The following is a 26,379-nucleotide window of genomic DNA, read 5'->3' on the forward strand; positions in this document are numbered from 1 at the left end:
ACGGCTCGGGAGTCTAGGGCCTGGGCATATGAGCTTTGTGTGGTGGCTAGGCTGTCGTCGAACAGGGAGGTCATTCTCGTGCTCGTGATCGGGTTCCCCACCGGTGCGCTGCAGGCGAACTGCTTCGTCCTCGCGGCCGGTGAGGGCGAGCCCTGCGTGATCGTCGATCCCGGTCAGGACGCCGTCGAACCGGTCGAGCAGGCGCTGCGCAAGCACCGGCTCGCGCCCGTCGCCGTGCTGCTCACGCACGGGCACTTCGACCACACGTTCTCCGTCACCCCTGTCTGCGACGGCAACGACATCCCCGCGTACATCCACCCGGACGACGTGGAGATGCTGGCCGACCCGTTGAAGGGCATCAGCCGCGAGTCGGCGGCGTTCTTCGGCGGCAACCTGGAGATGCGCGAGCCCTCCGAGGTCCGCTCCCTCACCGACGGCGCCGACCTGGACCTGGCCGGGCTGCGGATCACCGTCGACCACACGCCGGGCCATACCGGCGGGTCGGTGATGTTCCGCACCGGCGCGCAGGAGGGCGGTCGCCTGGTGATCTCGGGTGACACGCTCTTCGCCGGTTCCATCGGACGCACCGACCTGCCCGGCGGTGACCACTCACGCATGTTGTCGTCCCTGCGGAGCAAGGTCCTGACCTTGCCCGACGACACGGTGGTGCTGCCCGGCCACGGCCCGACGACGACCATTGGCCGCGAGCGCGGGACGAACCCGTACCTGCTCCAGTTGCAGAACGCTCCGGCCGCCCCGCACCGAGGACTTTGAGAGACGTGTTTTCCGCACCCAAAGGCGTTCCCGACTACATCCCGCCGACGTCCGCCGCTTTCCTGCACGTCCGGTCGACGCTGACCCGCGCAGCCGAGCTCGCCGGCTACGGCTACGTCGAGCTGCCGGTCTTCGAGGACACGGCGCTGTTCGCGCGCGGCGTCGGCGAGTCGACCGACGTCGTGTCGAAGGAGATGTACACCTTCCTCGACCGCGGCGACCGGTCCATCACGCTGCGCCCCGAGGGCACCGCCGGCGTGATGCGGGCCGTGATCGAGCACAGCCTCGACCGCGGTTCGCTGCCGGTGAAGCTCTACTACGCGGGCCAGTTCTTCCGCGCCGAGGCCCCGCAGGCCGGCCGCTACCGGCAGTTCCACCAGGTCGGCATCGAGGCGGTCGGCGTCGACGACCCCGCGCTCGACGCCGAGGTGATCGCCGTGGGCGACGCCGGGTTCCGCGCGCTGGGCCTCACCGGCTACCGCCTGGAGATCACCTCGCTCGGTGACGCGAACTGCCGTCCCGCCTACCGGGAGAAGCTGCAGGAGTTCCTCGCGAAGCTCCCGCTCGACGAGGCGACCCGGCAGCGCGCCGAGCTCAACCCGCTGCGGGTGCTCGACGACAAGCGCCCCGAGGTGCGCGAGATGGTCGCCGGGGCGCCGCTGATGGTGGACCACCTGTGCGACGAGTGCCGCACGCACTACGACCTCGTCAAGGGCTACCTGACCGAGCTGGGCGTGAAGTTCGCCGAGAACCCGCGCATGGTCCGCGGCCTCGACTACTACACGAAGACGACGTTCGAGTTCGTGCACGACGGCCTGGGCGCCCAGTCCGGCATCGGCGGCGGCGGCCGGTACGACGGCCTGATGGCGCAGCTCGGCGGCCAGGAGCTGTCCGGGGTGGGCTTCGGCCTCGGCGTCGACCGCGCGCTGCTCGCGGCTCAGGCCGAGGGCGTGCTGCCGGAGTTCAGCCGCGTCGACGTGATCGGCGTGCCGCTGGGCGAGGCCGCACGGGCCCGCCTGGTCGCCGTCGCCGGGGAGCTGCGGGCCGCCGGCGTGCGCACGGACCTCGTCTACGGCGGCCGGTCGATGAAGGCGGGCTTCAAGGCCGCCGACAAGTCCGGCGCGCGGCTCGCGTTGGTGCTCGGCGAGCGCGACCTGGAAGCCGGGGTGGCCGGCCTGAAGACCCTCGCCACCGGCGAGCAGGTGTCGGTGGCGCTGGCGGACGTCGTGCAGGCGGTGCGGGAGGCCCTCAAGCCGTCCGCGGAAGGCATCGCCGACGCCGTGCCGGGCGGCGTCGAGGCGCTCGCCTCGGACCTGGGTTCCGACGTGGCCGAGGCGGTGCGCGAGACCCCGTGAGCGACGACAAGCTCTCCCTCGACCTGCTGGACAAGGTGACGGTCCGCAAGCGCGCCCGCATGGTGGCGATCGGCGGCATCATGGTCGCGCTCGCCTTCGGCGCGATCGTGGGCCTGATCGGCGGCCGCTGGCCCGGCGTCATCGCCGGGCTGGTCGTGTCGGTGCCGGTGATCCTGCTGGCGCTGTCCGAGGCGCGCCGCACGGTGTGGCTGGAGGGCACGACGGTGCACGTCCGCGCGTTCGGCACCCGCAAGGTCGACCTCGCGGTGGCCGACGGCCTCGACCTGCTCGTCACCGACCTGCGCGGCGCGCGGACCGTGGGCCTGTTCGTGCGCGGCGGCAAGAAGGCCATCAACGTCGCGTTGTCGATGTACGCGGGCACCGGCGGCCGCGAGCTGGGCATCTACCAGCTCCGCCGGCTCGCCGACGCGCTCGCCGCCCGCGGCGACACGCCCGGCCTGGTGTTCTCGGAGCTGCTCGTGGCACAACTGCGGGCCGAGGCGCGGGGGCTGGCCGCGGCCGACCGGCCGTTGTACCGGCTCGGGTCGCTGGCCCCTGCCGGGCGGATGGCGCAGAAGCTGCACCCGGACGCCGTGTCGAAGTTCGTGACCTCGCTGGACTGAGCTCGGCGGACTGATCCGGCGGACGAGTCCGGAAGAAGGCGTGCCCCGTGGCAGTGGGGGCACGCCTTTTGTCATCGGCGGGGTGTCGTTTCTGGTGGGGCAGGGTGTGCGTGCGGGATGGCGTTGTCCGCTGTGCTGACGCGCGGGCGGTGAGCGATCTCGCCGGAGCGACCCCCACTGGACCAAGCCCGCTCAGGTGCCCCAGAGCCCGGACGGCGGCGCGGGTGACAGGGTCGCCGTCTCATCGGTCGTGACCGGCGTGCCGCCGATGAACTTCGTCAGGCCGGTGCCGTGCTCGACCCGTCCGGGGAACGGGTCGCCGGCCGTGGCGCGGGTCAGCTGTTGCATCGGCAGGCCGGTGTGCGACGCGAAGATCACGAAGTTGCCGAAACGGCGGCCGCGGAACACGCCCGGTTCGGCGAGCACGCACACGTGCTCGAACACCGCTCGCACGGTCGCGCACTGGGCCCGTGCGAACTGCAGGCCGTTGCCGTCGCCGATGTTCGCCGCGTAGATGCCGTCGTCCGCCAGCGCCGCCGACGCCTGCCGCACGTACTCGACCGACGTCAGGTGCGCCGGTGTCCTGGCGCCGGCGAAGCAGTCGCTCACGATCAGGTCGAACGAACCGGGGCGTGCTTTCACCAGCACGGCGCGGGCGTCCCCGGTGGTGATCTTCACACGCGGGGGTGGCGGGAGCTCGCGGCGGATGAACGCGATCAGGCCCGCGTCGATCTCCGCCACCTGCTGAGACGCCCGGGGCAGCAGTTCGGCCACGTAGCGCGCTAGCGTGAGGGCGCCACCACCGAGGTGGAGAACACGCGAGGGCGCGGTGAGATCGACGATGTGACCCAGCCTGCGGACGTACTCGAACTCCAGGTAGGAAGGGTCGTCCAGGTCCACATGCGACTGCGGGGTTCCGTTGACGCGCAACGTCCACGAGTTGCGCCCGCCGAGGTCGGGGACTAGTTCGGCGACGCCGGAGTCGATCGACTCGGTGATCGCCTCGGTGCCGGGCCGCTGTCTTCCCACTGCTCTATTGTCTCATCGCGTGTGTCAGTCCAGAGGAGGACCTTAAGTGCAGGTTGTCGCCAACGTCCTGATCGCCCTCGTGGCGATCATCCACGTCTACATCGTGGTGCTGGAGATGTTCCTCTGGACGACGCCGCGCGGCCAGAAGGCGTTCGGCATCACGGCCGAGTTCGCGCAGGAGTCCAAGGCCCTCGCGGCGAACCAGGGCCTGTACAACGGCTTCCTCGCCGCCGGTCTGGTCTACGCGCTGGTCCGCCAGGACTTCGGCGCGTCGGTGCTCTTCACCGTGTTCGTGATCGTCGCGGGCGTCTACGGCACGTTCACGGCGAGCCGGAAGATCTTCTTCGTGCAGGTGGTTCCCGGCGCGCTGGCGCTGCTCTTCGTGCTGCTGGCCGGCTAGGCCGCTCCCACGGCCCCTTGCCGGGGTCGTAGCCGGTGAAGAGGTCGCCCTCGATGCGCGCGGGCTTCGGTTTCGCGCGCTTCACGGTCTTCGGCTCCGCGGTTTCCGCGGGCTCGGCGGGCTCGGCGGGTTTCGCGCTCTCAGCCGGTGCACCCCCGGCGGCCGGGACGACCTCCTGGCGCACGGCGATGAGGGCGGCCAGCGCCGTCGTCACCGGCACCGCGGCGACCAGGCCGATGCTGCCGACCAAGGTCCGCACGATCTCCTGCGCGATCTGCTGGGCGGTCAGGACCTCGCCCATCGAGCGCCCGGCGAGTGAGATCGCCAGCAGCAACGGCAGCGCCGCGCCCGCGTAGGCCATGACGAGCGTGTTCACCACGGACGACAGGTGGTCGCGCCCGATCCGCGAGCCGGCCGCGAACAGCTCGCGCCACGTCAGCTTGTCGTTGGCGCGCCGCAGCTCCCACACCGCGCTGGTCTGCGTCACCGTCACGTCGTCGAGCACGCCCAGCGCGCCGATGAGCGCGCCGGCGAGCAGCAGGCCGCGCGTGTCGATGTCGGTGCCGAGCACGGTGACGAGGTTGATCGTGTCCTCGTCGAGCCCGGTCAGCTCCGCCGCCGCCGAGAACACCGCGCCCAGCACGCCGATCAGCGCGAGGCTGACCAACGTCCCGAGCACCGCCGTCGACGTGCGCGCGGAGACCCCGTGGGTCAGGTACAGCACCACGAACATGATCAGCCCGGCGCCGACCACCGCCACCATCAACGGGTTCTGGCCCGCCAGGATCGACGGCATGATGAACAGCACCAGCACCACGAAGCTCAGCAGCAACGCGCCGAGCGCCGCGAGCCCCTGCCACCTGCCGAGCAGCAGCACGGCGGCCGCGAACACCAGCGCCAGCACGACGAGCGACCAGCCGCGCTGGTAGTCGACGATCTGGTACGACTCGGCGGCCTGCGGCTGGCTGCCCGAATAGGACAGGACGACCTCGTCGCCCACCTGGAAGCGGGGCGCGCCGGGGCCGCTCACGCTCGGGATCGTGATGCTCTGCCCGCGCGCGTCGCCGTCGTCCATCCGCACGGTCACGGCGACGCACTTCTCGCCGCAGTTCGCCTGCACGCCGGTGACGACGGCCTCGACCGGTTTCTGGTGCAGCCCGACGTCCGCGCCGGTCTTCTGCTCGTGCCCGAACGGGTAGAGCAGCGCCGCGCCGACGATGGTGGCCAGCGCCAACGGCACCAGCAGCCACGTCAGCAACGTGCGAACGCGCTGCGACGCGGGTTCTGCTGGTTGCGCATGGCTATGCCCGTGACCGTGACCCACGCGTGACATCCTGCCGCATGAGGTGTTCAACGGCAGTGACAGCCGTCGCGAACCTGTCGTGGGTGAGCTTGAGCCAGGGCACGCCGCGCGCGGCGAGCTCGCGTTCGAACAAGCCGGTCATCCACTCCCGCAGGTGTTCGCCGTCGCGCCAGCCGTCCTGTTCGAACGGAACGCCGGCGTGGTCCGTCAGCAGGTAGAGGTCACCGGCGGTGCCGAGGGGCAGGTCCGGGCGGAAACCGAGGTAGCGCTCCCCCCAGACGGTCGCGGCGAACGCGTCGTTGTCCGCGATGACGAGTGGCGCGGTCTCCGCCCTGATGCGGCGTTCCTGTTCGCGGGCGACGTCTTCGAAGTCGCCCAGCGTCCACACGAGACCGTCCACCGTGGCGTCCGCGTCGAACGCCCGTGCGGCGGCGAGCTTGTGCTCGGTGTGCTCGCGGCCGTACTCGGGGATCCACGGCGCCCCGAAGTGGTCCGCGAGCCGCCGGGACAGGGTGGTGGTGCCGGTGCTCTCGGCGCCCAGGACCACGACCTTCCAGCCGAGTCCCCGCTGGGTCGCGGGCGCGAGGTGGTGCCAGTGCGCGAGGGGGTCGGTGCGCACGGCCGTCCCGGACACCGGGTGCGTGAAGCGGTCGAGGTCGACGAGCACGTGCCGCGCGCCGAGCCGCCTGGCCAGCTCGTCGCCGTACTTCTCGCTGGAGAACACGACGTCGACCGGGGCCCTGCCCGGTTCCCCGTCCGCGATGGCGCGCCGGGCGAGGACGGCGCGGGTCAGTGCCACGTGCAGGTCCCAGACCTCGTCGGAGTCGAAGTCCACCGGGTGGTCGTCGAGGTCGCCGACGATCCGGATGCCCGGACCGGTGTGCGTCTCGGCCAGCCAGCGCACGCGGTTCTCGAGCGGGATGGCCTCCGCCGAGGCCGCGAGCACCGTGACGGTCGTGCGCTCGCTCCGCGCCGCGGCCGTCTCGATGAGGTGGTGGTGCCCGTTGTGCGGTGGGTAGAACTTGCCGAGCACCAGGGCGTGACCGAACTCCTTCACGCGCTCACCTCGTCCTTGACGTCCTTGGTCCAGCTACGCAGGCCGATCACGCACAGCACCATGAACCCCACGTACAACACCGCTGTCAGGTACAGCTCCTTGTAGGCGTAGAGCGGCACGTAGATCACGTCCGCGGCGATCCACAGCCACCAGCACTCGACCTTCTTGCGCGCCTGGCCCCACGTCGCGAGCAGGGACAGCACCGTCGTGATGGCGTCCCAGAACGGCACGGTCGACTCGGTGAAGGTGACCAGGACCCAGTGCAGCAGCCCGGTTCCGAGCACACCGGCGACCGCGAGCCAGACCCACTGCGGTGTCGAGGTGCGGCTGACCCGCAGCGTCGAGTGCTGGTCACCGCCGCGCAACCACGCCCACCAGCCGTAGACAGCGAGTGCCATGTAGACGACCTGCAGGCCGGAGTCCGCGTACAGCCCGCTGCCCCAGAACAGCACGAGGAACGCGATGTTGTTGGCGATGCCGATGGGCCAGTTCCAGGGGTTTTGCCTGGCGACCAGCCATACGCAGAGTGCGCCGGTGATGAAGCCTGCTACCTCAACGGGTGACACGTGCGCTCCTTGACCGCTGTTCGAACATGTGTTCGAATCGAGGGTGTGCGATGGGACGGACAGAAACTCGAGGCAGAGCCGCAGCAGGCGCTACCGGGGCTACCGGGACTGGTGCGCAGCGTACGAACTCCTGAGTTCGCGGACGTGGTGTTCCACGAGGTCCGCGCCAAATCCGTGCTCAACGGGGTACCGGGTTCGTCGCTGCCCTTCTCGTGGACCGTCAACCCGTATCGGGGTTGCTCACACGCCTGCACGTACTGCATGGCCGGTGACACCCCGATCCTGATGGCCGACGGCCGCACCAAGCCGCTGGCCGAACTGCGGGCGGGTGACCGGATCTACGGCACCGAGCTCGTCGGCAACTACCGGCGCTACAAGATCACCACCGTTCTGGCGCACTGGGAGACGCGCAAGGTGGCGCATCGCCTGACGCTGGAGGACGGCACGTCGGTCGTCGCGTCCGGTGATCACCGCTTCCTGACCGACCGGGGCTGGAAGCACGTCACGGGCGAGACCTCGGGCACCGGCCGGCGTCCACACCTCACGACCGGCAACAAGCTGATGGGCACGGGGGCTTTCGTCGAGCAGCCCACCGTGACCGACGACTACCGCCGCGGGTACCTGCGCGGCATGGTCGACGACGAGAACGAGTTCCGGATCCCGTTGGCCGACATAGAGGCCATGGACCGCACACAGGAGTACCTCGACTACTTCGGTGTGCGAGAAGGGAGGGGATTTCTGCACCAAGTGCGCGAGCTCGCGCACTGGCAGATAGCCCCGAACCCCGACTGGCTCAAGGGATTTCTGGCCGGCGCGTTCGACTACCTCGGGACCTGCTCGCGCAGCATCCTGCGCCTGTCGTCGCGCAACGCCACCGTCATCGAGGCGATCAGCCTGGCGCTCAAGCACTTCCACTTCGACTTCGCGATCGAGGAGCTGCGCCGCCGGCGTGGTGTGCGGGTCGTGCGGCTGCGCGGAGGGCTGCGCGAGAACCTGCGCTTCTTCCACACCGTCGACCCGGCGATCACCCGCAAGCGCGACATCGACGGCGTGGCGATCAAGTCGCGGCAGCCGCTGGGCGTCGTCTCCGTCGAACCGGTGGGGGAGATGGCGCTGTACGACATCACCACCGGCACGGGCGACTTCATCGCGAACGGCGTGGTGTCGCACAACTGCTTCGCCCGCAAGACCCACTCCTACCTGGACCTCGACACCGGGCGCGACTTCGACGGCCAGGTGATCGTGAAGGTCAACGCGGGGGAGGTGCTGTCGCGCCAGCTCAGGTCGCCGCGGTGGAAGCAGGAGCACGTGGCGCTCGGCACCAACACCGACCCGTACCAGCGGGCGGAGGGGCGGTACGCCCTGATGCCGGGGATCATCGAGGCCCTCACCGCCTCCCGCACGCCCTTCTCGATCCTCACGAAGGGCACGCTGCTCGCCAGGGACCTGCCGCTGCTGGCGGCCGCGGCGGAGGTGGTGCCGGTCGGGATCGCGGTGTCGCTCGCGCTGATGGACCGCGATCTGCACAAGTCGCTGGAACCGGGCACACCGACCCCGGCCGCGCGCCTGGAGCTGGTGCGGAAGGTGCGGGAAGCGGGGTTGCCCTGCGGGGTGTTCGTCGCCCCGGTGCTGCCCGAGCTCACGGACTCGGTGGAGCAGCTCGACTTCCTGCTGGAGCAGATCGCGGCCGCCGGGGCCACGGGCGTGACGGTGCTGCCGTTGCACCTGCGACCGGGCGCCCGCGAGTGGTTCGCCGCATGGCTCCGCCGTGAGCACCCGGACCTCGTCGAGACCTACCGGTACCTCTACGGCAACGGGTCCTATGTGGACCGTCGGTACCGCGCCCGGCTGGCGGCGCGGGTGACGCCGTTGATCGAGAAGCACGGCCTGGCGCCGCGAGGGCGGTCCACCGACGCCGTCACCGGTGTGCCCGGTGATGACGACGGCGTGTGGCCCGAGGGCAGCCTGCCGGTGAGCGTGCCGGCGCAGCGCGTGGACCAGGAACAGCTCACCCTGCTGTGATCGACCCGAGCTCCGGCTCGGAAAAGTGGAGGACCTCGTAGGCACCCTCTTCCCCGGGGTGTTCCTCCCACAGTTCGAACCGCACGACCTCCCACGTGCGCGGATCTACGCCGACGGCCGCCGAGTGCAGGCCGGGCGCCTTGCCGAGCTCCACCTCCCCGACGACGTCGATCGGGTTCGCCTCCGGTGCGAGCCTGGTGATGCGGCGCGTCGCGTACCTCGCCCGTTCCGCGTCCCCCCTCAGGAACGCGACGCCGGGCCAGTGCTGGACCACGGGCCGGCCGAAGTCGGCGAGGATCCCCTGGAAACCGCCGCCGCGGTAGAGGAAGTTCGCCATCGCGGCCGAGGTGTTCCACACGTAGAACGGCGCGTACTGCGTGCCGCGGACCAGGTACGCCTTGAACCCCAGGCCCTCGAAGGCGTCGAGCGCGTGGCCGCGGGTGCGGACCCGCTCCCGGATGATCCCCATGTCGTAGTTCGACGGCAGGGTGATCTCGTACTGCATCGCGATCATGCTTCTGTTGTACCTGAGAGTTCCTGGCTCTCGGAGGCTTCATCAAGGCTGACCTCGTAGGGCACTCGCCATTCCCCGTGCAGGCCAAATGACCGGAGCAGGTCCGTCCACCGAGTCTCCGCCGGCGACTGTTTCGCACTACCGGCCGGTCGTCCTGTGCCAAACTGACGATCTCGTCGGCGTCGGAAGGGGTCGGCCAATGGCGTTGCTCGACCGGGATCGCACGCCGGTGCGCTTCACCGTGGTGACTTCGGTGGTAAGCGGGCTCATCGTCGCCGGAAGCATCGCGCTGGCTCGCAGTGGACTGCTGACGAGCTCAGTGCCGCTGTGGTCATTGCCCGTGGCCATTGCGCTGACAGCCACTTCCCTCGTGCTGCTGCGAAAGATGGTCAGCAGGCCAGCGCAGGCGCGGCAGGTCTTCGTGGTGGTGCCCGCTTTCGAGCAGAAGTACTGGCTGGCCGGCCTGGTCCGGCGCCTGCACGGGAGGATCGACCGCGATGGCGTCGACATGGTGCTGAAGCTGCCCGCCTGTGACTACGACGCGTCGGCGCAGGCCCATCTGCTGGGCAGGGTGCAGGACCGCCATGCGGCTTACATGGGTGGCATCGTGGTTGCCACAGCGGTGGACCAGCAGCGGGCAACCCTGACCGAGTTCTGCGCGTCGTCGGGTCTTCCAGTCGTGTTCACCGACGCCGAGCCATTCGAACATGAACATGAATATCCCGACAACGCCGTGTACGTCGGGTACCGGAGCGCTCAGCTCGGCGAGCTGGCGGGCACCTGGCTGACGCAGCATCTGCGGCAGCGCGGCATGACGCGACCTCACGTGCTGATCATCGCCAGCCGCGAGCACACCGCCAGACAGGAGCAGTGCCGCAAGGTGCTGCGGAACGCCATCCCCGATGTGTCGATCACCGAGCTGTCCGACTGCGATTTCCGGCGTTCTCGCGCATATGACGCCGTTCGTGCCCACATCCGCCGTCTTGGCTCGCGAGAAATTCGGCTGGACGCGGTGTTCTGCACCAACGACGAAATGGCACTGGGCGCGGTGGACGCCATCGGGTCGACTCCCTCAGCAGCAACCCAGGACACCGTGGTGATCGGCATTGACGGCATCGCCGAGGCCAGAGCGCTGATCGACAAAGGCAAGAGCCCGTTACGCGCCACGGTGGTTCAGGACGCCAACCGGCTGGCAGAGAGGACCGTGCTGGCGCTGGAGGCTCTGCACAAGGACAAGAAGGTCCAGAAGCGGACCTACCTCGAAGGGCAGCTGCACCCCGCAGGATGACACCGTGAGCGGCTGATCCGCTCGCTTGTCATTCGCGTGGAATCCCAGCAACGCGCCGCGCAACCGGTTGGCAATCCCGTCTTGGACGCCCGGAGTACGGGCAAGATCATTCTGTTGGGAGCTAAGCCCAGCCTCCCTGGACCATCGTCTGGAACTTCCACTCGCCACCGGCCTTCACCAGCAGGTCGCCGTAGCGCACGGTCATCCCGTTGATCGTCCCGTCGGTGATCACGAAGGCCAGGTTCTCGTTGATGAAGTGCGGTGTCCTGGTCGACTCCATCTGCACGTCACCGCCCAGCTGGGCGCCCATCTCCGCCAGGAACGTCTCGCGGTCCCACGACGTCGCCGAGCCGTCGGTGACGGTGTTGACCGGGAACAGCGCCATGTCGGCCATCGCCTCGACGTCGCCCTCCACCGCGAGCGCGTCCCACTTCGCGAACCACTGCATGATCTGGTCGTACGACATACCGTACATTGTACGGAACTTAGGCCCTGCCGACCACTGCCGTGGTGTCGTCGCTGGTCACGAGCTTGGCATCGAATCCGGCCGCGGTGAAGGCCGCCAGTGCGGCGGGTGCCTGGCGCTCGCTGGTCTCGCTCATCAGGTGGCCGCCGGGGCGCAGCCAGGCCGCGGCTTGGGTCGCCGCGCGGCGCAGGACCTCCAAGCCGTCCGCGCCGCCGTCGAGCGCCACCCGTGCCTCGTGGTCGCGTGCTTCGGCCGGCATGAACCGGATGTCGCCGGTCGGCACGTACGGCACGTTGGCGACCACGACGTCTACGTGTCCCTTGAGGTGTGCGGGGAGCGCGTCGAACAGGTCGCCCTCGAACACGGTGGCGAGGTTCTTGCGCGCACACTCGACCGCGACCGGATCGATGTCGGCCGCGTAGACCGTGGCGTCCGGGAGCCGGTGTTGCAGCACCGCTCCCACCGCACCGGAGCCGCAGCACATGTCGACGACGACGGCGGGCGCGAGTTCGGTCGCGAGGTCGACCAGCAGTTCGGTGCGGTGGCGCGGCACGAAGACGCCGCGGGTGACGACGACGCGCTGCCCGCAGAACATCGCCCATCCCACGACGTGCTCCAGCGGCAGGCCGTCGACCCGTTGCCCGACCAGTTCTTCGAGGTGCCGGCCGTCAGTGGCGGCTTCTTCCAGCAGTGCGGCCTCTTCTTCGGCGAACACGCAGCCGGCGGCCCGCAATCTCTCCACGATGCTCATCGGCGCGGACGGTACTCGCGCCATTTACAAGCAGGCTTGACTGTTTGTTTGTGCGGCGGAACACTCGGGGCGTGGAGACGAGGCAGCGCCAGGCCGACCGCACCCGCGAGACCAAGCGGAAGCTCATGGAGGCGACGGTCGAGTGCCTGGTGGAACGCGGCTGGTCGGGCACCACGACGACCGAGGTGGCCGAGCGCGCCGGGGTGTCGCGGGGTGCGCAGCTGCACCACTTCAGGACGCGGGGCGAGCTGGTCGCGGCCGCCGTGGAGCACGTGGGCGCGGAGAGCGTCGAGGCGCTCAAGCGGCGTGCGGAGATCGCGCAGAAGAGCACGCACGCCGTGGTCGAGCTGATCGCGGACTTCCACGCCAGCGACCTGTTCACGGCGGCGCTGGAGCTGTGGGTGGCCGCGCGGACGGACCCCGAGCTGCGCGAGCAGGTGCTGGAACTGCAGGCGCGTCTCGGGCGCGAGGTGTACGGGCTCGCCCTGGAGCTGCTCGACGCCGACGACACCAAGCCGGGTGTGAAGGACGCGGTGCAGGCAACACTGGATCTTGTGCGCGGGCTGGCGCTCGCCAACCAGCTCGCCGATGACACCAAGCGCCGGGCGCACGTCGTGCGCTACTGGGCGCGGATGCTGGAGGAACAGCTGTGATCACGGAACTGCTGGCCGACCTGGACGCCGAGTCGCGCGAGCTCGACGAGCTGGTGGCCGGCGCCGACTGGACGTTGCCCACGCCCGCGCAGGGTTGGACGATCGGGCACCAGATCGGCCATCTCATGTGGACGGACAAGGCGGCGATCCTCGCGATCACCGATCCCGAGGCGTTCCAGGCCCAGCCGCTCACCGGCGACATCGTGGACAGGACGGCGGCCGAGGCGGCGGCGATGCCCGGCCTGCTGGAGCTGTGGCGCGACAGCCGCGCGGCGCTGCGGGAGCACCTCGCCGCGGCGTCGGGGAAGATCGTGTGGTTCGGGCCGCCGATGAGCCCGGCGTCGATGGCGACCGCGCGGATCATGGAGACCTGGGCGCACGGGCAGGACGTCGCGGACGCCCTCGGCGTGGTGCGGGAGCCGACCGCGCGGCTGAGGCACGTGTGCCACATCGGTGTGCGGACGATCGGGTTCGCCTTCCTGCTCAACGGGCTGGCGGTGCCGGAGGTCCCCGTCCGCGTCGAGCTGACCGCTCCTGGCGGCGAGCTGTGGACCTGGGGCCCGGAGGACGCGGAGAACCGGGTCGTGGCGCCGGCGCTGGACTTCGCGTGGCTGGTGACGCAGCGGCGCAACCGCGGACAGCTCGCGATCGAGGCCACCGGTGACGTCGCGCGGGAGTGGGTGCCGATCGCGCAGGCCTTCGCCGGTCCGCCGGGAGGTGGCCGGTGATCCGGATCGGCAACGCCTCCGGGTTCTACGGCGACCGCCTGTCGGCGATGCGCGAGCAGCTCGAAGGCGGCGAGCTGGACGTCCTGACCGGCGACTACCTCGCCGAGCTGACCATGCTGATCCTGGGCCGTGACCGGATGAGGGACTCGTCGCTGGGGTACGCCAAGACGTTCCTGCGGCAGATGGAGGACTGCCTGGCGCTCGCGCTCGACAAGGGCGTCAAGATCGTCACCAACGCCGGCGGGCTCAACCCCGAGGGGCTCGCGCGCGAGCTCAAAGCCAAGACCGGCGCCAAGATCGGGTACGTCACGGGCGACGACCTCCGGTCGCGCTACCCGGAGGCGTTGACCGCCAACGCCTACCTCGGCGCGTGGGAGATCGCGCGGTGCCTGGAGCAGGGCGCCCAGGTCGTCGTCACCGGGCGGGTCACCGACGCGAGCCTCGTGGTGGGGCCCGCCGCCGCGCACTTCGGGTGGGCGCGCGACGACTGGGACCGGCTGGCCGGCGCCACGGTGGCGGGCCACGTGCTGGAGTGCGGCACGCAGGCGACGGGCGGGAACTACTCGTTCTTCACCGAGATCGACGCGACCAGGCCCGGTTTCCCGATCGCGGAGGTCGACGAGGACGGGTCGTGCCTGATCACCAAGCACGACGGGACGGGTGGCGCGGTCACGGTCGACACCGTCACGGCCCAGTTGCTGTACGAGATCGGCCCGCCGGAGTACCCGGGCCCGGACGTCACGACGCACTTCGACACGATCCGGCTGGAAGAGCACCCCGGGGGCGTGCGGATCAGCGGGACCAGGGGGAGCCCTCCGCCGGACACGCTCAAGGTGTGCCTGAACGCGGTGGGCGGCTTCCGCAACTCCACGACGTTCGTCCTCACCGGACTCGACGTCGAGGAGAAGGCCGCTCTGGTCAGGCGGCAGCTGCACGACGCCGTCGGCGCGGACGGTCTCACGTGGACGCTGGCGCGGACCGACCAGCCCGACGCCGCCACCGAGGAGCAGGCCAGCGCGCTGCTGCACGTGACGATCAAGACGCCGGATCCCCAGCGGGCCAAGGGGTTCAGCCGTGCCGCGATCGAGCTGGCGCTGGCGAGCTACCCCGGGTTCCACGTGACGGCGCCGCCGGGTGACGGCACGCCGTTCGGGGTGTACCGGGCGGCGTACGTGCACCGCGACGAGGTCGACGCCGAGGCGGTGGTGCTGTGAAGCGGCCGCTGGGAACGATCGCCGGTGCGCGCAGCGGTGACAAGGGCGGGGACGCGAACCTCGGCGTGTGGGTGCGCGACGACGACGCCTACGAGTGGCTCCGGGGGTTCCTGACCGTCGAGAGGCTCAAGGAGCTGCTGCCGGAGGCGGGCGAGGTCAGCAGGTACGAGCTGCCGAACCTCAGGGCGCTCAACTTCGTGCTGCACGGCCTGCTCGGCGACGGGGTGGCGAGCAGCACGCGGTTCGACCCGCAGGCGAAGGCGCTGGGCGAGTGGTTGCGCGGCAGGGAAGTCGAGATCCCGGAGGAGTTCCTGTGATCACGAAGGACCTGTACGGGCGGAAGGAGCTCAGGGAGCTCGTCCGCGACTTCACCCGCAGGGAGGTCGTGCCGCACCTCGACCGGTGGGAGCGGGAGGGTGAGGTTCCGCGCGAGCTGCACCGCAAGGCCGCGGAGCTCGACCTGCTCGGGATCGGGTTCGAGCACGGCGACCTGCTCGACACGGTGGTGCTGACCGAGGAGATCATCCAGAACGGCGGCTCGTCGGGGTTGATGGCGGCGTTGTTCACGCTCGGCATCGCGATCCCGCACATCTGGCAGACCGGTGACGAGGACCTCCTCGACCGGTTCGCCAGGCCAGCCGTCCGGGGCGAGAAGATCGGCAGCCTGGCCGTCACCGAACCCGGCGCCGGGTCCGACGTCGCGGCGATCAGGACCACGGCGGTCAGGGACGGCGACCACTACGTCGTCAACGGCGAGAAGACGTTCATCACCTCCGGGTGCCGGGCGGACTTCGTCACGACCGCCGTCCGGACCGGGGAGAAGGGTTACCAGGGCATCTCGCTGCTCGTCATCGAGGACGGGTTCACCCGCCGCAAGCTCGACAAGATGGGCTGGCACTGCAGCGACACCGCCGAACTGCACTTCGACGACGTGCGGGTGCCGGTGCGCAACCTGGTGGGCGAGGAGAACCAGGGCTTCGTGCTGATCATGCGGCAGTTCCAGGTCGAGCGCGTCACGATGGCGGTCCAGGCCTACGCGACGGCGCAACGGGCGCTGGACCTGACCGTCGGCTGGGTCCGCCACCGCGAGACCTTCGGCAAGCCCCTGATCAAGCGCCAGGTGGTGAGCCACCGGCTGGCGCAGCTCGCGCAGAGGATCGACCTGGCGCGGACCTACACCCGCGAGGTCGCCGCACGGGTCAACCGCGGTGAGGACTGCGTCACGGAGGTCTGCTTCGCGAAGAACGCCGCCGTCGAGACCTGTTCCGAGGTCGTTGACGCGGCGGTGCAGCTGCACGGTGGCATGGGCTACCTGCGGGAGTCCGAAGTGGAACGCCACTACCGGGACGCCCGCATCCTCGGCATCGGGGGAGGGGCGAGTGAAGTGATGACCGAGCTCGCGGCACGACGATTGGGGTTCGCCTGATGGGCAACAGGGAGGCGCTGCTCGCGAAGATCGCGGAGCTGGACGCCGAGCACGCCAAGGCGCTCGCGGGAGGCGGGCCGAAGTACGTCGAGCGGCACCACCGCCGCGGCAAGCTGCTGGCCCGCGAACGGGTCGAGCTGCTCGTCGACGAGGACAGCCCGTTCCTGGAGCTCTCGACGCTCGCCGCGTGGGGCACCGACTTCCCGGTCGGCGCCTCGGTCGTCACCGGCATCGGGCACGTCGAGGGCGTCGAGTGCGTGATCGTCGCGAACGACCCGACGGTGCGCGGTGGCTCGTCGAACCCGTACACGCTGCGGAAGTCCCTGCGGGCCAACGACATCGCGTTGCAGAACCGGCTGCCGCTAATCAGCCTCGTCGAGTCCGGCGGCGCGGACCTGCCGACGCAGAGCGAGATCTTCATCCCGGGCGGCCGGGCGTTCCGCGACCTCACCCGGCTCTCCGCGGCGGGCATCCCGACGATCACCGCGGTGTTCGGCAACGCGACGGCCGGCGGCGCTTACGTGCCGGGCATGTCCGACCACGTGATCATGGTCAAGGACCGGTCGAAGGTGTTCCTCGGCGGTCCGCCGCTGGTCAGGATGGCCACCGGTGAGGAAGCGGACGACGAGTCGCTGGGCGGCGCGATGATGCACGGCGCCACGTCCGGGCTCGCGGACTTCGTCGCCGAGGACGAGACCGACGCGATCCGGCTGGCGCGCAGGGTCGTCGCCCGGCTGAACTGGCGCAAGCTCGGCCCCGACCCGGCTCCCGTCGAGGAACCCCTGTTCGACGCCGACGGCATCCTCGACATCGTCTCCGAGGACCAGCGCGTGCCGTTCGACCCGCGCGACGTCATCGCACGGCTCGTCGACGGGTCGAAGTTCGACGAGTTCAAACCGTTGTACGGCACCAGCCTCGTCACCGGGTGGGCCCGCATCCACGGCTACCCGGTCGGCATCCTCGCCAACGCGCGCGGCGTGCTGTTCAGCGAGGAGTCGCAGAAGGCCACGCAGTTCATCCAGCTCGCGAACCGGAGCGACACGCCGCTGGTCTTCCTGCAGAACACCACCGGTTACATGGTGGGTGCCCAGTACGAGCAGGGCGGCATCATCAAGCACGGCTCGATGATGATCAACGCGGTGTCCAACAGCCGGGTGCCGCACCTGACGATCACGATGGGCGCCTCCTACGGCGCGGGCAACTACGGCATGTGCGGCAGGGCCTACGACCCGCGGTTCCTGTTCACCTGGCCCAACGCCAAGTCGGCCGTGATGGGCCCCGCGCAGCTCGCCGGGGTGCTCTCGATCGTCGGACGGCAGGCCGCCGCCGCGAAGGGGCAGGAGTACAACGAGGAGCACGACGCCGCCATGCGCACGATGGTCGAGGCACAGGTCGAGGAGCAGTCGCTCGCGCCGTTCCTGTCCGGGAAGCTCTACGACGACGGCGTGATCGACCCGCGCGACACCAGGACCGTGCTCGGCCTCTGCCTCTCCGCTGTCCACAGCGGACCGATCAAGGGCGCCGACGGCTTCGGCGTCTTCCGGATGTGATGACCACGGTGATCAGGACACTCCTCATCGCGAACCGGGGCGAGATCGCTCGCCGCGTCATCCGCACCTGCCGGGCCTCGGGCATCCGCGCGGTCGCGGTGTTCTCCGACCCGGACGCCGGCGCGCCGCACGTGCGGGAGGCCGACTTCGCGGTCCGGTTGCCCGGTGCGTCGCCCGCCGAGACCTACCTCCGCGCCGACCTGCTCGTCGAGGCGGCGACCAGGGCCGGCGCGGACGCCGTGCACCCCGGCTACGGCTTCCTCAGCGAGAACGCGGACTTCGCCCGGCGGGTCCTGGCCGCGGGCCTGACGTGGGTCGGGCCGGACCCGGAGTCGATCGAGGCGATGGGCTCCAAGGTCGCCGCGAAGAAGCGGATGGCCGCGGCGGGTGTGCCGACGTTGCCGGAGCTCGACCCGCAGGCCGTCGGCGAGTTCCCGGTGCTGGTCAAGGCGTCCGCCGGTGGGGGCGGTCGCGGCATGAGGATCGTGCGCGGGCCGGCCGGGCTCGCGGACGCGCTCGCGAGCGCGCGGCGCGAGGCGGAGTCGGCGTTCGGCGACCCGACGGTGTTCTGCGAGCCGTTGCTGGAGCACGCGCGGCACGTCGAGGTGCAGATCCTCGCGGACGCGCACGGCACGGTGTGGGCGCTGGGCGAACGCGAGTGCTCGATCCAGCGGCGGCACCAGAAGATCGTCGAGGAGTCGCCAAGCCCGGCGGTGAACGAGGACGTCCGCCGCCGCCTGTTCGCGGCGGCCACCGCGGCGGCCGAGTCCATCGGGTACGTCGGCGCGGGCACCGTGGAGTTCATGCTCAAGGGCGAGGACTTCCACTTCATGGAGGTCAACACGCGGCTGCAGGTCGAGCACCCGGTCACCGAGCTGGTGCACGGCGTCGACCTGGTGGAGTGGCAGCTGCGGATCGCCGAGGGCGCCCGGTTGCCCGCCGAGGTCCCCGGACCGCGGGGGCACGCGATCGAGGTCCGCCTCTACGCCGAGGACCCCGCGCACGACTGGCGGCCGGCCAGCGGCACGCTGCACCGGTTCCACGTGCCCGGTGACGTCCGGCTCGACAGCGGTGTCGAGGACGGCTCGGTCGTCTCCGTGCACTACGACCCCATGCTGGCCAAGGTGATCGCGCACGCGCCGACGCGCGAAGCCGCCGCCCGCAAGCTCGCGACCGCGCTGACGGACGCGCGGATCCACGGCCTGGTCACGAACCGCCGGTTGCTCGTGGAGGTCCTGCGCAACGAGGCTTTCCTCGCCGGCGACACGCACACCGGGTTCCTGGCCGAGCACGACCTCACCGGAACCGTTGACCCGCAACCGTTTGCGCTCGCCGCCGCGCTCGCGCTCGCGGCCCGTCGCAGGACCGGGCACCTGCCGCTCGGCTGGCGCAACGTGCGGTCGCAGCAGCCGAAGGCGCGGTTCCTGTTCGGCGAGGAGCTGGTCGAGGTCGCCTACGACCCGGCCCAGGCCACCGGGGACACCGCGGTCCTCGACCTGGCCGGCGTGCGCACCCCGTTCCACGTCAGCACCTACGGCGACCTGGTCGAGGTCGACTCGCCGCTCGGGTCGGTGTCGCTGACGCTCGTGCCGCGCTTCCCCGAACCGCGGTCCGCGCTCGCGCCGGGCGCGACCACGGCGCCGATGCCGGGAACCGTCGTCAGGGTGTCCGTGCGGCCGGGCGACGTCGTCGCCGCCGGCGCCGAGCTGCTGGTGCTGGAAGCCATGAAGATGGAACACCGCGTGCTCGCGACCAGCGCGGGCACGGTCACCGAGCTCCTCGTCGAGCAGGGCCGGCAGGTCGACGCCGGCGACGTCCTGGCGGTGGTAGCCGACACGAGTGGAGACCGATCGTGAGCTTCGTCGAGTCCGAAGAGCGGATCGCGCTGCGCAGGGCCGTCGCCGAGTTCGGCGCCGGGTACGGCCACGAGTACTTCGACGCCAAGGCCCGCTCGGGGCAGAAGACCACCGAGCTGTGGGAGGAGGCCGGCAAGCTCGGCTACCTCGGCGTGGCCGTACCCGAGGAGTACGGCGGTGGCGGCGGCGGGATCGGTGACCTCGCGGCCGTGTGCGAGGAGCTGGCGGCGGCCGGGTGCCCGTTGCTGCTCATGGTGGTCTCGCCCGCGATCTGCGCGACGGTGATCGCCCGGTTCGGCACGGACGAGCAGAAGGCGAAGTGGCTGCCCGGTTTCGCGGACGGCACGCTGAAGATGGCCTTCGCGATCACCGAGCCGGACGCGGGGTCCAACGCGCACAAGCTGAAGACGACCGTCCGCCGCGACGGCGACGAGTGGGTCCTCAAGGGGGCCAAGACCTACATCTCCGGCGTCGACGAGGCCGACGCCGTGCTGGTGGTGGCGATCCAGAGGACCGGGCCGGTGCTCGTGGTCGTGCCGACCGCCGCCGAGGGCCTCACCCGGCACGAGATCGACATGGACCTGATCGCGCCGGAGAAGCAGTTCACGTTGTTCTTCGACGACGTCAGGCTGCCCTCCGACGCCGTCGTCGGCTCCCCGGACCAGGGCCTGCAGCAGGTCTTCGCGGGGCTCAACCCCGAACGGATCATGGGCGCGAGCATGGCCACCGGCACGGCCCGCCTGGCGGTCGCCAAGGCCGTCGCCTACGCCCGGCAGCGCACGGTCTGGGAGAGCCCGATCGGGGCGCACCAGGGGATCTCGCACCCGTTGGCCAAGGTCCACGTCGAGGTCGAGCTCGCGCGGCTGATGACCCAGAAGGCGGCCGCTCTCTACGACTCGGGCCGGGACCGGGACGCCGGAGAGGCCGCGAACATGGCCAAGTACGCGGCGGGCGAGGCGGTCGCGGCCGCCGTCGACCAGGCGATCCAGACGCACGGCGGCAACGGCCTGACCCGTGAGTACGGCCTCGCGTCGATGCTCGCGACGTCGCGGCTGTCGCGCATCGCGCCGGTCTCGCGGGAGATGATCCTGAACTTCGTCGCGCAGAACAGCCTGAAACTGCCCCGCTCGTACTGACACACTGCGGGGCATGGGGGCCTTCACGACTTCCGACGGCGTCACGCTGGCCCACCACGGCTCGCCCGGCCCGGCACCGGGCAGCGGTCCGCTGGTCTGCCTGCCGGGTGGGCCGATGCAGGCGTCGTCCTACCTGGGCGGCCTGCCGCTCGACGGCGTCGTCCGGCTCGACCTGCGCGGCACCGGGGAGTCGGGACCGGCCGGCACCTACCGCGCCGACCGGCAGGTCGGCGACGTCGAGGCGCTGCGCCGGCACCTCGGCCTGGACCGGCTCAGGCTGTTCGGCCACAGCGCGGGCGGCACGCTCGCGATCCTCTACGCGATCCGGTTCCCGGAACGGGTCGAGGAGCTCGTGCTCGTCGCACCCAGCCCGCGGGTCGTCGGCATCGACGTCACCGACGACGACCGCAGGGAGGTCGCCGAACGACGGCACGCCGAACCGTGGTTCGAGCAGGCCTACGCGGCGTTCCGGCGGATCTGGGCCGGCGACCCCACGCCGGAGGCGTTCCAGGCCATCGCGCCGTTCATGCACGGCAGGTGGGACGACCGGGCGCGGCGGCTCGACGAGCACCCGCGCAACGACGAGGCCGCGAAGGAGTTCTACGCCGAGGGCGCGTTCGACCCGGAGCAGGTCCGGGCGCGGCTCGCGACCCTCGACGTGCCGACGCTCCTCGTGACCGGCGAGCTCGACGTGGCGCTGCCGCCCCGGTGCGCGCGGGAGTACGCGGACCTGTTCCCGCGCGCACGGCTCGTCGTGCAGCAGGCGGCCGGTCACTTCCCCTGGCTCGACGACCCCGAGTCGTTCGCGGCCACGCTCCAGCGCATCCCGTAGAGGCCGGGGCCGAAGTCGAGCGCGGCGGCGTGTGCGCGACCGGAGTCGTCCACCGCCGCCGTGCGCGCGCCGCCGGGCGTTTCCGCCCCCGCCGGAACGGACGCGAACTGCTCGCAGGAAGCGGGCGCCGACCCGTGCGGGAACTTGATCTCCAGCACGTAGTCGTGCACACGTTCGGCGAACCGGCGGAAATGCGTGTGCTCGGCCGTCGGGCGCGGATAGGTCAACTCGTACTCGATCGCGATCGACTCGCCCGCGGAGATCGGTTCGTCGAACACGAGCTCCGCGACGAGCACGCCGCTCGTGCGTTCCCGCGCGACCCTGCCGACCTGGCAGGACCGGACGGCGGTCAGCGCCGGCTGCGCCGAACCCGTCTCCTGGCACAGGACCCAGCGGTCCACCCCGGTCGAGGTGGCCTGCATGACCTGGCGTGAGCGGACGCCGCGCACACCGCCGCAGGGCGCGACGTCGACCCGGTCGTGCTGGGCGGTCAGCACCAGCCCCGAGCTGTCCCACCGCGTTCCCGCCGAGGCCTCCCGCCTGCGTGAACGCCCGCGCGGCCGCGGTGGCCCCAGCAGTCTCGACAGCGCCGTCCTGCGCAGCCCCAGCACGTCCTCGAGGTGGGCGAGGGCCATCAGCGACTCCGGCCGCTCGGGTCTGCGGCGGCCCGACTGCCAGTAGCTCAGGGCCGTCACGCTGATCGGCGCGCCCCGCACCCGCAGGCGGTGCTGCAGCCGTTCCAGGCTGAGACCCCGAACCCGGATCGCGACCCGCAACGCGTCCGCGAACGGACCCGTCACCAGGAGGCCGGCGAGCTCCTCGCGCGGTGGGCGAACTGTGAGCATCACTCCTCCGTTTCCCGGAGACAAGATCGGAAGGCTAGCGGCAGCAAGGGAAACGCGGTACAGCCGATCGGCGGTTTCGGGCCGCCGGGGAAGCGGGGAAGTTCAGATCTCGGGCCCAGTGCGCCGCCGTCAGCCCGGACCGGTTCAGGCACATTCCTGCGACGAACAGGACCAAGCCATGCGCAAAACAGCGACCCTGCTGGGTTCGGCGGTCGTGGTGGCGGCCTTCGCGGCACCCGTCACCGCGGCGGCCGGCGAGATCCGCGTCTCCCCTGGCGAGAACATCGCGGGCAGCTTCATCGTGAAGCTCGAGGACGACCGCGTCACCGCGAGCGCGCAGGCGCTCGGTTCGCGGTTCGGCGGTCAGGTCGGTCACGTCTACGACGCGGTGTTCAAGGGCTTCTCGGTCAGGATGAGCGACGCGCAGGCGCGCAGACTCGCCGCCGACCCCTCGGTCGAGTACGTCGAACGCGACCAGGTCGTCCGCGTCCAGGCGACCCAGGTCAACCCGCCGTCGTGGGGCATCGACCGGATCGACCAGCGCAACCTGCCGCTCGACCAGCGCTACAGCTACAACTCGACCGGGTCCGGTGTGAACGCCTATGTGATCGACACGGGCCTGCGGACCTCGCACCAGGCGTTCGGCGGCCGGGCGCGCAACGGCTACGACTTCGTGGACAACGACGCCGTCGCGCAGGACGGCAACGGCCACGGCACGCACGTGGCGGGCACCATCGCGGGCGCGCAGCACGGCGTGGCGAAGGCGGCGACCGTGTACGGCGTCCGGGTGCTCAACAACTCGGGCTCCGGCACCATCGCCGGTGTCGTCGCGGGCGTGAACTGGGTGGCGAACAACCACGTCAAGCCCGCCGTGGCGAACATGTCGCTCGGCGGTGGCGCCAACACCTCGCTCGACAACGCCGTGCAGGGCGCGATCACCCGCGGCGTGACGTTCGCGGTCGCGGCCGGCAACTCCAACACCAACGCGGCGAACACCTCGCCCGCCCGCGTGGCCGCGGCGCTGACCGTGGGCTCGACCGACCGCAACGACGCGCGTTCGTCGTTCTCCAACTACGGTGCGGTGGTCGACGTCTTCGCGCCCGGCAGCGGCATCACGTCCGCCTGGCACACCAGCGACACGGCCACGAACACCATCTCCGGCACCTCGATGGCGTCCCCGCACGTCGCCGGCGTGGTGGCGCGGTACCTGCAGGGCAACCTGAACGTGACGCCCACCCAGGTGGCGGCCGCGATCACCGCCAACGCCACCAACGGCAAGGTGACCAACCCCGGCGCCGGCACGACGACCAGGCTCCTGCACTGGCCGCCCACGAGCTGAGCGCCTCCGGAGATGTGCGGCCCCGGTTCCGGTGAACCGGGGCCGTTTCCCTGCGAAGGAAGGAAATCGCCCGTGAGAGCCCTGCTTGCGGCCGCCGCACTGGCGGCAGCGGTCGTGGTCGCCCCGGCGTCCGCGGTCACGTCCTCGTACATCGTCGTCCTGCGCGACGGTGCCGTCTCCACGTTCAGCGGTGCCGTCGAGCACCGGTACTCCAGCGCGCTCAACGGTTTCAGCGCCCGGCTGACCGCACAGCAGCTGCGCGCGCTCAAGGCCGACCCGAACGTGTCCCATGTGGAGCGCGACGGGGTCGTGCACGCCAACGGCGTGCAGCTCGCCCCGCCGTGGGGCCTGGACCGGATCGACCAGCGCGCGTTGCCGCTGGACCAGCGCTACGAGTACACGAGCACCGGCCGCGGCGTGAACGTCTACGTGATCGACACCGGTCTTCGCGTCACGCACGAGGACTTCGGCGGTCGCGCCCGCAACGGCTGGGACACCGTCGACGACGACGCGGTCGCGCAGGACGACAACGGGCACGGCACGCACGTCGCCGGAATCGTCGCCGGCACCCGGCACGGCGTGGCCAAGCAGGTGACCGTGTGGGGCGTGCGGGTGCTGAACGGCTCCGGCAGCGGCACGATCTCCGGCGTGATCGCGGGCGTGGACTGGGTGACGCGCAACGCCGTGAAGCCCGCGGTGGCGAACATGTCGTTGGGTGGCAGCGCTTCCACGGCACTGGACACCGCGGTCAAGAGGTCGGTCGACTCGGGCGTCTCCTACACCGTCGCCGCCGGCGGCGGCAACACCGACCCCGCGGGCTCGTCGCCGCAGCGGGTGTCGCAGGCGATCTGCGTGGGAGCGCTCACGCAGAACGACACCAAGTCGTCCTCGTCCAACTCCGGGCCGCTGGTGGACATCTGGGCACCGGGCGTCGGCATCCCGTCCGCCTGGCACACCGGTGACTCGGCGACCGCGACGCTGAGCGGCTCGTCGATGGCCGCACCGCACGCGGCCGGGGTCGCCGCGCGGTACCTGGAGCTCAACCGCGCCGCCACGCCGGAACAGGTGGAACGCGCGCTGGTTACCACGGGCACCGCGGGTACGCCACCCGTCACTCGTCTCCTCCACTGGCCGCCATCTCTGTGAAAGTGAATTGTCCGGCGATGCAACGGCGTCTTAATCCGTAGGACGCCCTTGGCAGGAACCGGATCTCTCCATAGCGTCGAAAGCGCTTCGTTCCCCTGCAAAGAACGGAATGCGCATCATGACGCGAAAGATCCGGTTCCTGGCCGGTGCCGGTGCGGCGAGCCTCGCCGTGTCGGTTCTGATGGTCCCCTCGGCCGCCGCGGCGGAGGGTGAGGTGCTCTCGCTCGCCTCGCCCGACAAGATCGCCGGCAGCTTCATCGTGAAGCTGAAGGAGGGCAAGGGATCCTCGCACTCCCTGGCGTCGCGGTTCGGCGCGACCGTCGAGCGCGACTACGCGAGCTTCGGCGGCTTCAACGTGAAGCTGTCGGAGAAGCAGGCCAAGCGCCTCGCCGCCGACCCGTCGGTCGAGTTCGTCGAGGCCGACCAGGTCGTGCGCACGCAGGCCACGCAGACGAACCCGCCGTCGTGGGGTCTCGACCGCGTCGACCAGCGCGACCTGCCGCTCAACCAGTCCTACAGCTACACCTCGACGGGCTCGGGCGTGACCGCCTACGTCGTCGACACCGGTGTGCGCATCAGCCACTCCACGTTCGGAGGCCGCGCCACCAACGGCCGTGACTTCGTCGACAACGACGCCGTCGCGCAGGACGGCAACGGCCACGGCACGCACGTCGCGGGCACCATCGCGGGCTCGCAGTACGGCGTCGCGAAGGCCGCGCGCATCGTCGCCGTCCGCGTGCTCGACAACAACGGCTCCGGCACCCTCGCGGGCGTCGCGGCCGGCATCGACTGGGTGGCGGCCAACGCGGTCAAGCCGGCCGTCGCGAACCTGTCGCTCGGCGGCGGCGCCAACACCACGCTCGACACGGCCGTGCGCAACGCCGTCGCCAAGGGCGTGACGTTCGCGGTCGCGGCGGGCAACTCCAACGCCAACGCGTCCGGCTTCTCCCCGGCCCGCGTCACCGAGGCGATCACGGTCGGCTCCACCGACCGCACCGACGCCCGGTCGTCGTTCTCGAACTACGGCACCGTGCTCGACATCTTCGCGCCCGGCCGCGACATCACCTCGTCGTGGCACACCTCCGACACCGCCACCAGCACCATCTCCGGCACGTCGATGGCCACCCCGCACGTCGCGGGCGCCGCGGCCCGCTACCTGTCGACCAACCCCGGTGCGACGCCGGCCCAGGTCTCCTCGTACCTGGTCGGGCAGTCGACGCCGTCGAAGGTGACGAACCCGGGTTCGGGCTCGCCGAACCGCCTGCTGCACCTCGCGCCGAGCGCGTGAGCTGACCGCACGGGGAGGGCCGCGACCGGAGGTCGCGGCCCTTTCCGCGTCGTGGGGCGGTTTCCGCGATGCCGGGCGGCACCGCGCTGATCCACGGGCCGCCGGAGGACCGTCGCCACCACGTCGCGCAGGCGGCCTCTGGCCGCCCGGGACGTGGGCGGAAGCGGGGCCCGCCATCCGCCCTGCCTGAAAATGTGTCGGTGGCTCCGGCTAGCCTT

General features: G+C 70.8%; 23 protein-coding genes and 2 pseudogenes. 17 read left to right on the plus strand and 8 right to left on the minus strand.

The genetic code is table 11. The features are described from left to right. Positions 1-78 precede the first annotated feature (78 nt). The 3 genes and pseudogenes from BMW88_RS23490 to BMW88_RS23500 all read left to right on the plus strand — a co-directional run bounded on the left by BMW88_RS23490 (position 79) and on the right by BMW88_RS23500 (position 2,752). Positions 79-774, plus strand: coding sequence for an MBL fold metallo-hydrolase (locus BMW88_RS23490; protein WP_089953873.1), 696 nt, complete (start codon positions 79-81; stop codon positions 772-774). Positions 775-779: 5 nt separating this feature from the next. After that, positions 780-2,030, plus strand: a pseudogene (gene hisS, locus BMW88_RS23495) (histidine--tRNA ligase); the annotation flags it as partial. A 95-nt stretch (positions 2,031-2,125) separates the two neighbouring features. Next, positions 2,126-2,752, plus strand: a complete 627-nt coding sequence (locus tag BMW88_RS23500) for a hypothetical protein (protein ID WP_089953876.1) — start codon at positions 2,126-2,128, stop codon at positions 2,750-2,752. 192 nt (positions 2,753-2,944) lie between these two features. On the opposite strand, the gene BMW88_RS23505 is transcribed toward BMW88_RS23500, so the two are convergent. Next, entirely contained in the window at positions 2,945-3,781 is an 837-nt protein-coding gene (locus BMW88_RS23505; protein ID WP_089953878.1) for a spermidine synthase, read from the minus strand. 46 nt (positions 3,782-3,827) lie between these two features. Here BMW88_RS23505 and BMW88_RS23510 point away from each other — a divergent pair, with 46 nt between their 5' ends. Continuing rightward, a complete protein-coding gene (locus BMW88_RS23510) occupies positions 3,828-4,181 on the plus strand; it encodes a DUF1304 domain-containing protein (RefSeq protein WP_089953879.1) in 354 nt (117 codons plus the stop codon). Here BMW88_RS23510 and BMW88_RS23515 read toward each other — a convergent pair. Genes BMW88_RS23515 through pnuC form a run of 3 tightly spaced genes read right to left on the minus strand, consistent with a single transcriptional unit; the run spans position 4,102 to position 7,107 of the window. Beyond that, entirely contained in the window at positions 4,102-5,439 is a 1,338-nt protein-coding gene (locus BMW88_RS23515; RefSeq protein WP_245778001.1) for a YibE/F family protein, read from the minus strand. The genes BMW88_RS23510 and BMW88_RS23515 overlap by 80 nt on opposite strands. Positions 5,440-5,482: 43 nt before the next feature. Continuing rightward, positions 5,483-6,541 (minus strand): AAA family ATPase, encoded by a 1,059-nt coding sequence (locus tag BMW88_RS23520; protein WP_089953882.1) that lies wholly within the window; start codon positions 6,539-6,541, stop codon positions 5,483-5,485. After that, on the minus strand, positions 6,538-7,107 hold the full coding sequence (pnuC, locus tag BMW88_RS23525; RefSeq protein WP_245778002.1) for a nicotinamide riboside transporter PnuC: 570 nt from the start codon (positions 7,105-7,107) through the stop codon (positions 6,538-6,540). The genes BMW88_RS23520 and pnuC overlap by 4 nt, the downstream gene beginning before the upstream one ends. Positions 7,108-7,152: 45 nt before the next feature. Here pnuC and BMW88_RS23530 point away from each other — a divergent pair, with 45 nt between their 5' ends. Beyond that, the gene (locus BMW88_RS23530) at positions 7,153-9,129 is read left to right on the plus strand and encodes an intein-containing Rv2578c family radical SAM protein (protein WP_089953886.1); all 1,977 of its coding nucleotides are present in this window, start codon (positions 7,153-7,155) and stop codon (positions 9,127-9,129) included. On the opposite strand, the gene BMW88_RS23535 is transcribed toward BMW88_RS23530, so the two are convergent. Further along, positions 9,116-9,643 carry a DUF4865 family protein gene (locus BMW88_RS23535; RefSeq protein WP_089953887.1) on the minus strand — a complete coding sequence of 176 codons (528 nt, stop codon included), beginning with the start codon at positions 9,641-9,643 and terminating at the stop codon, positions 9,116-9,118. The two genes, BMW88_RS23530 and BMW88_RS23535, sit on opposite strands and share 14 nt — an antisense overlap. A gap of 199 nt (positions 9,644-9,842) precedes the next feature. Between BMW88_RS23535 and BMW88_RS23540 the strand changes: the two genes are divergently transcribed. Next, positions 9,843-10,931, plus strand: coding sequence for a sugar ABC transporter substrate-binding protein (locus BMW88_RS23540; protein WP_089953889.1), 1,089 nt, complete (start codon positions 9,843-9,845; stop codon positions 10,929-10,931). Between the two features lie 121 nt (positions 10,932-11,052). Here BMW88_RS23540 and BMW88_RS23545 read toward each other — a convergent pair whose 3' ends face one another. Further along, positions 11,053-11,397, minus strand: coding sequence for a nuclear transport factor 2 family protein (locus BMW88_RS23545; RefSeq protein WP_245778003.1), 345 nt, complete (start codon positions 11,395-11,397; stop codon positions 11,053-11,055). Positions 11,398-11,416: 19 nt separating this feature from the next. Continuing rightward, complete coding sequence (locus BMW88_RS23550; protein WP_089953892.1) at positions 11,417-12,148, minus strand: putative protein N(5)-glutamine methyltransferase; 732 nt, start codon at positions 12,146-12,148, stop codon at positions 11,417-11,419. A 125-nt stretch (positions 12,149-12,273) separates the two neighbouring features. On the opposite strand from BMW88_RS23550, the gene BMW88_RS23555 reads away from it, so the two are divergent. The 8 genes and pseudogenes from BMW88_RS23555 (at position 12,274) to BMW88_RS23590 (ending at position 21,543) form a co-directional block, all read left to right on the plus strand. After that, positions 12,274-12,801 carry a TetR/AcrR family transcriptional regulator gene (locus BMW88_RS23555; RefSeq protein WP_089954142.1) on the plus strand — a complete coding sequence of 176 codons (528 nt, stop codon included), beginning with the start codon at positions 12,274-12,276 and terminating at the stop codon, positions 12,799-12,801. Continuing rightward, on the plus strand, positions 12,798-13,529 hold the full coding sequence (locus BMW88_RS23560) for a TIGR03084 family metal-binding protein (RefSeq protein WP_089953894.1): 732 nt from the start codon (positions 12,798-12,800) through the stop codon (positions 13,527-13,529). The genes BMW88_RS23555 and BMW88_RS23560 overlap by 4 nt, the downstream gene beginning before the upstream one ends. 47 nt (positions 13,530-13,576) lie before the next feature. Beyond that, a pseudogene (locus tag BMW88_RS23565) lies at positions 13,577-15,060 on the plus strand (acyclic terpene utilization AtuA family protein). After that, positions 15,057-16,169: an acyl-CoA dehydrogenase family protein gene (locus tag BMW88_RS23570; RefSeq protein WP_089953895.1), complete on the plus strand. Its 1,113-nt coding sequence runs from the start codon at positions 15,057-15,059 to the stop codon at positions 16,167-16,169. The pseudogene BMW88_RS23565 and the gene BMW88_RS23570 overlap by 4 nt, the downstream one beginning before the upstream one ends. Then, on the plus strand, positions 16,169-17,719 hold the full coding sequence (locus BMW88_RS23575; RefSeq protein ID WP_089953897.1) for an acyl-CoA carboxylase subunit beta: 1,551 nt from the start codon (positions 16,169-16,171) through the stop codon (positions 17,717-17,719). Before BMW88_RS23570 ends, BMW88_RS23575 begins: the two co-directional genes overlap by 1 nt. 8 nt (positions 17,720-17,727) lie before the next feature. Then, a complete protein-coding gene (locus BMW88_RS23580; RefSeq protein ID WP_089954145.1) occupies positions 17,728-19,575 on the plus strand; it encodes an acetyl/propionyl/methylcrotonyl-CoA carboxylase subunit alpha in 1,848 nt (615 codons plus the stop codon). Then, entirely contained in the window at positions 19,572-20,711 is a 1,140-nt protein-coding gene (locus BMW88_RS23585; RefSeq protein WP_089953898.1) for an acyl-CoA dehydrogenase family protein, read from the plus strand. Before BMW88_RS23580 ends, BMW88_RS23585 begins: the two co-directional genes overlap by 4 nt. 13 nt (positions 20,712-20,724) lie before the next feature. Continuing rightward, entirely contained in the window at positions 20,725-21,543 is an 819-nt protein-coding gene (locus BMW88_RS23590) for an alpha/beta fold hydrolase (protein WP_089953900.1), read from the plus strand. Here BMW88_RS23590 and BMW88_RS23595 read toward each other — a convergent pair. Continuing rightward, positions 21,483-22,388 carry a hypothetical protein gene (locus BMW88_RS23595; RefSeq protein ID WP_089953902.1) on the minus strand — a complete coding sequence of 302 codons (906 nt, stop codon included), beginning with the start codon at positions 22,386-22,388 and terminating at the stop codon, positions 21,483-21,485. The genes BMW88_RS23590 and BMW88_RS23595 overlap by 61 nt on opposite strands. Before the next feature lie 178 nt (positions 22,389-22,566). Between BMW88_RS23595 and BMW88_RS23600 the strand changes: the two genes are divergently transcribed. From BMW88_RS23600 to BMW88_RS23610, 3 genes are all read left to right on the plus strand, one after another. Then, entirely contained in the window at positions 22,567-23,727 is a 1,161-nt protein-coding gene (locus BMW88_RS23600; protein WP_143116211.1) for a S8 family peptidase, read from the plus strand. Between the two features lie 72 nt (positions 23,728-23,799). Further along, a complete protein-coding gene (locus BMW88_RS23605; protein WP_342715178.1) occupies positions 23,800-24,873 on the plus strand; it encodes a S8 family peptidase in 1,074 nt (357 codons plus the stop codon). A 118-nt stretch (positions 24,874-24,991) separates the two neighbouring features. Continuing rightward, entirely contained in the window at positions 24,992-26,161 is a 1,170-nt protein-coding gene (locus BMW88_RS23610) for a S8 family peptidase (RefSeq protein WP_425434680.1), read from the plus strand. The last annotated feature ends 218 nt before the right edge of the window (positions 26,162-26,379 follow it).

The sequence above is a fragment of the Lentzea xinjiangensis genome (genome assembly GCF_900110955.1).
Classification (GTDB): domain Bacteria; phylum Actinomycetota; class Actinomycetes; order Mycobacteriales; family Pseudonocardiaceae; genus Lentzea; species Lentzea xinjiangensis.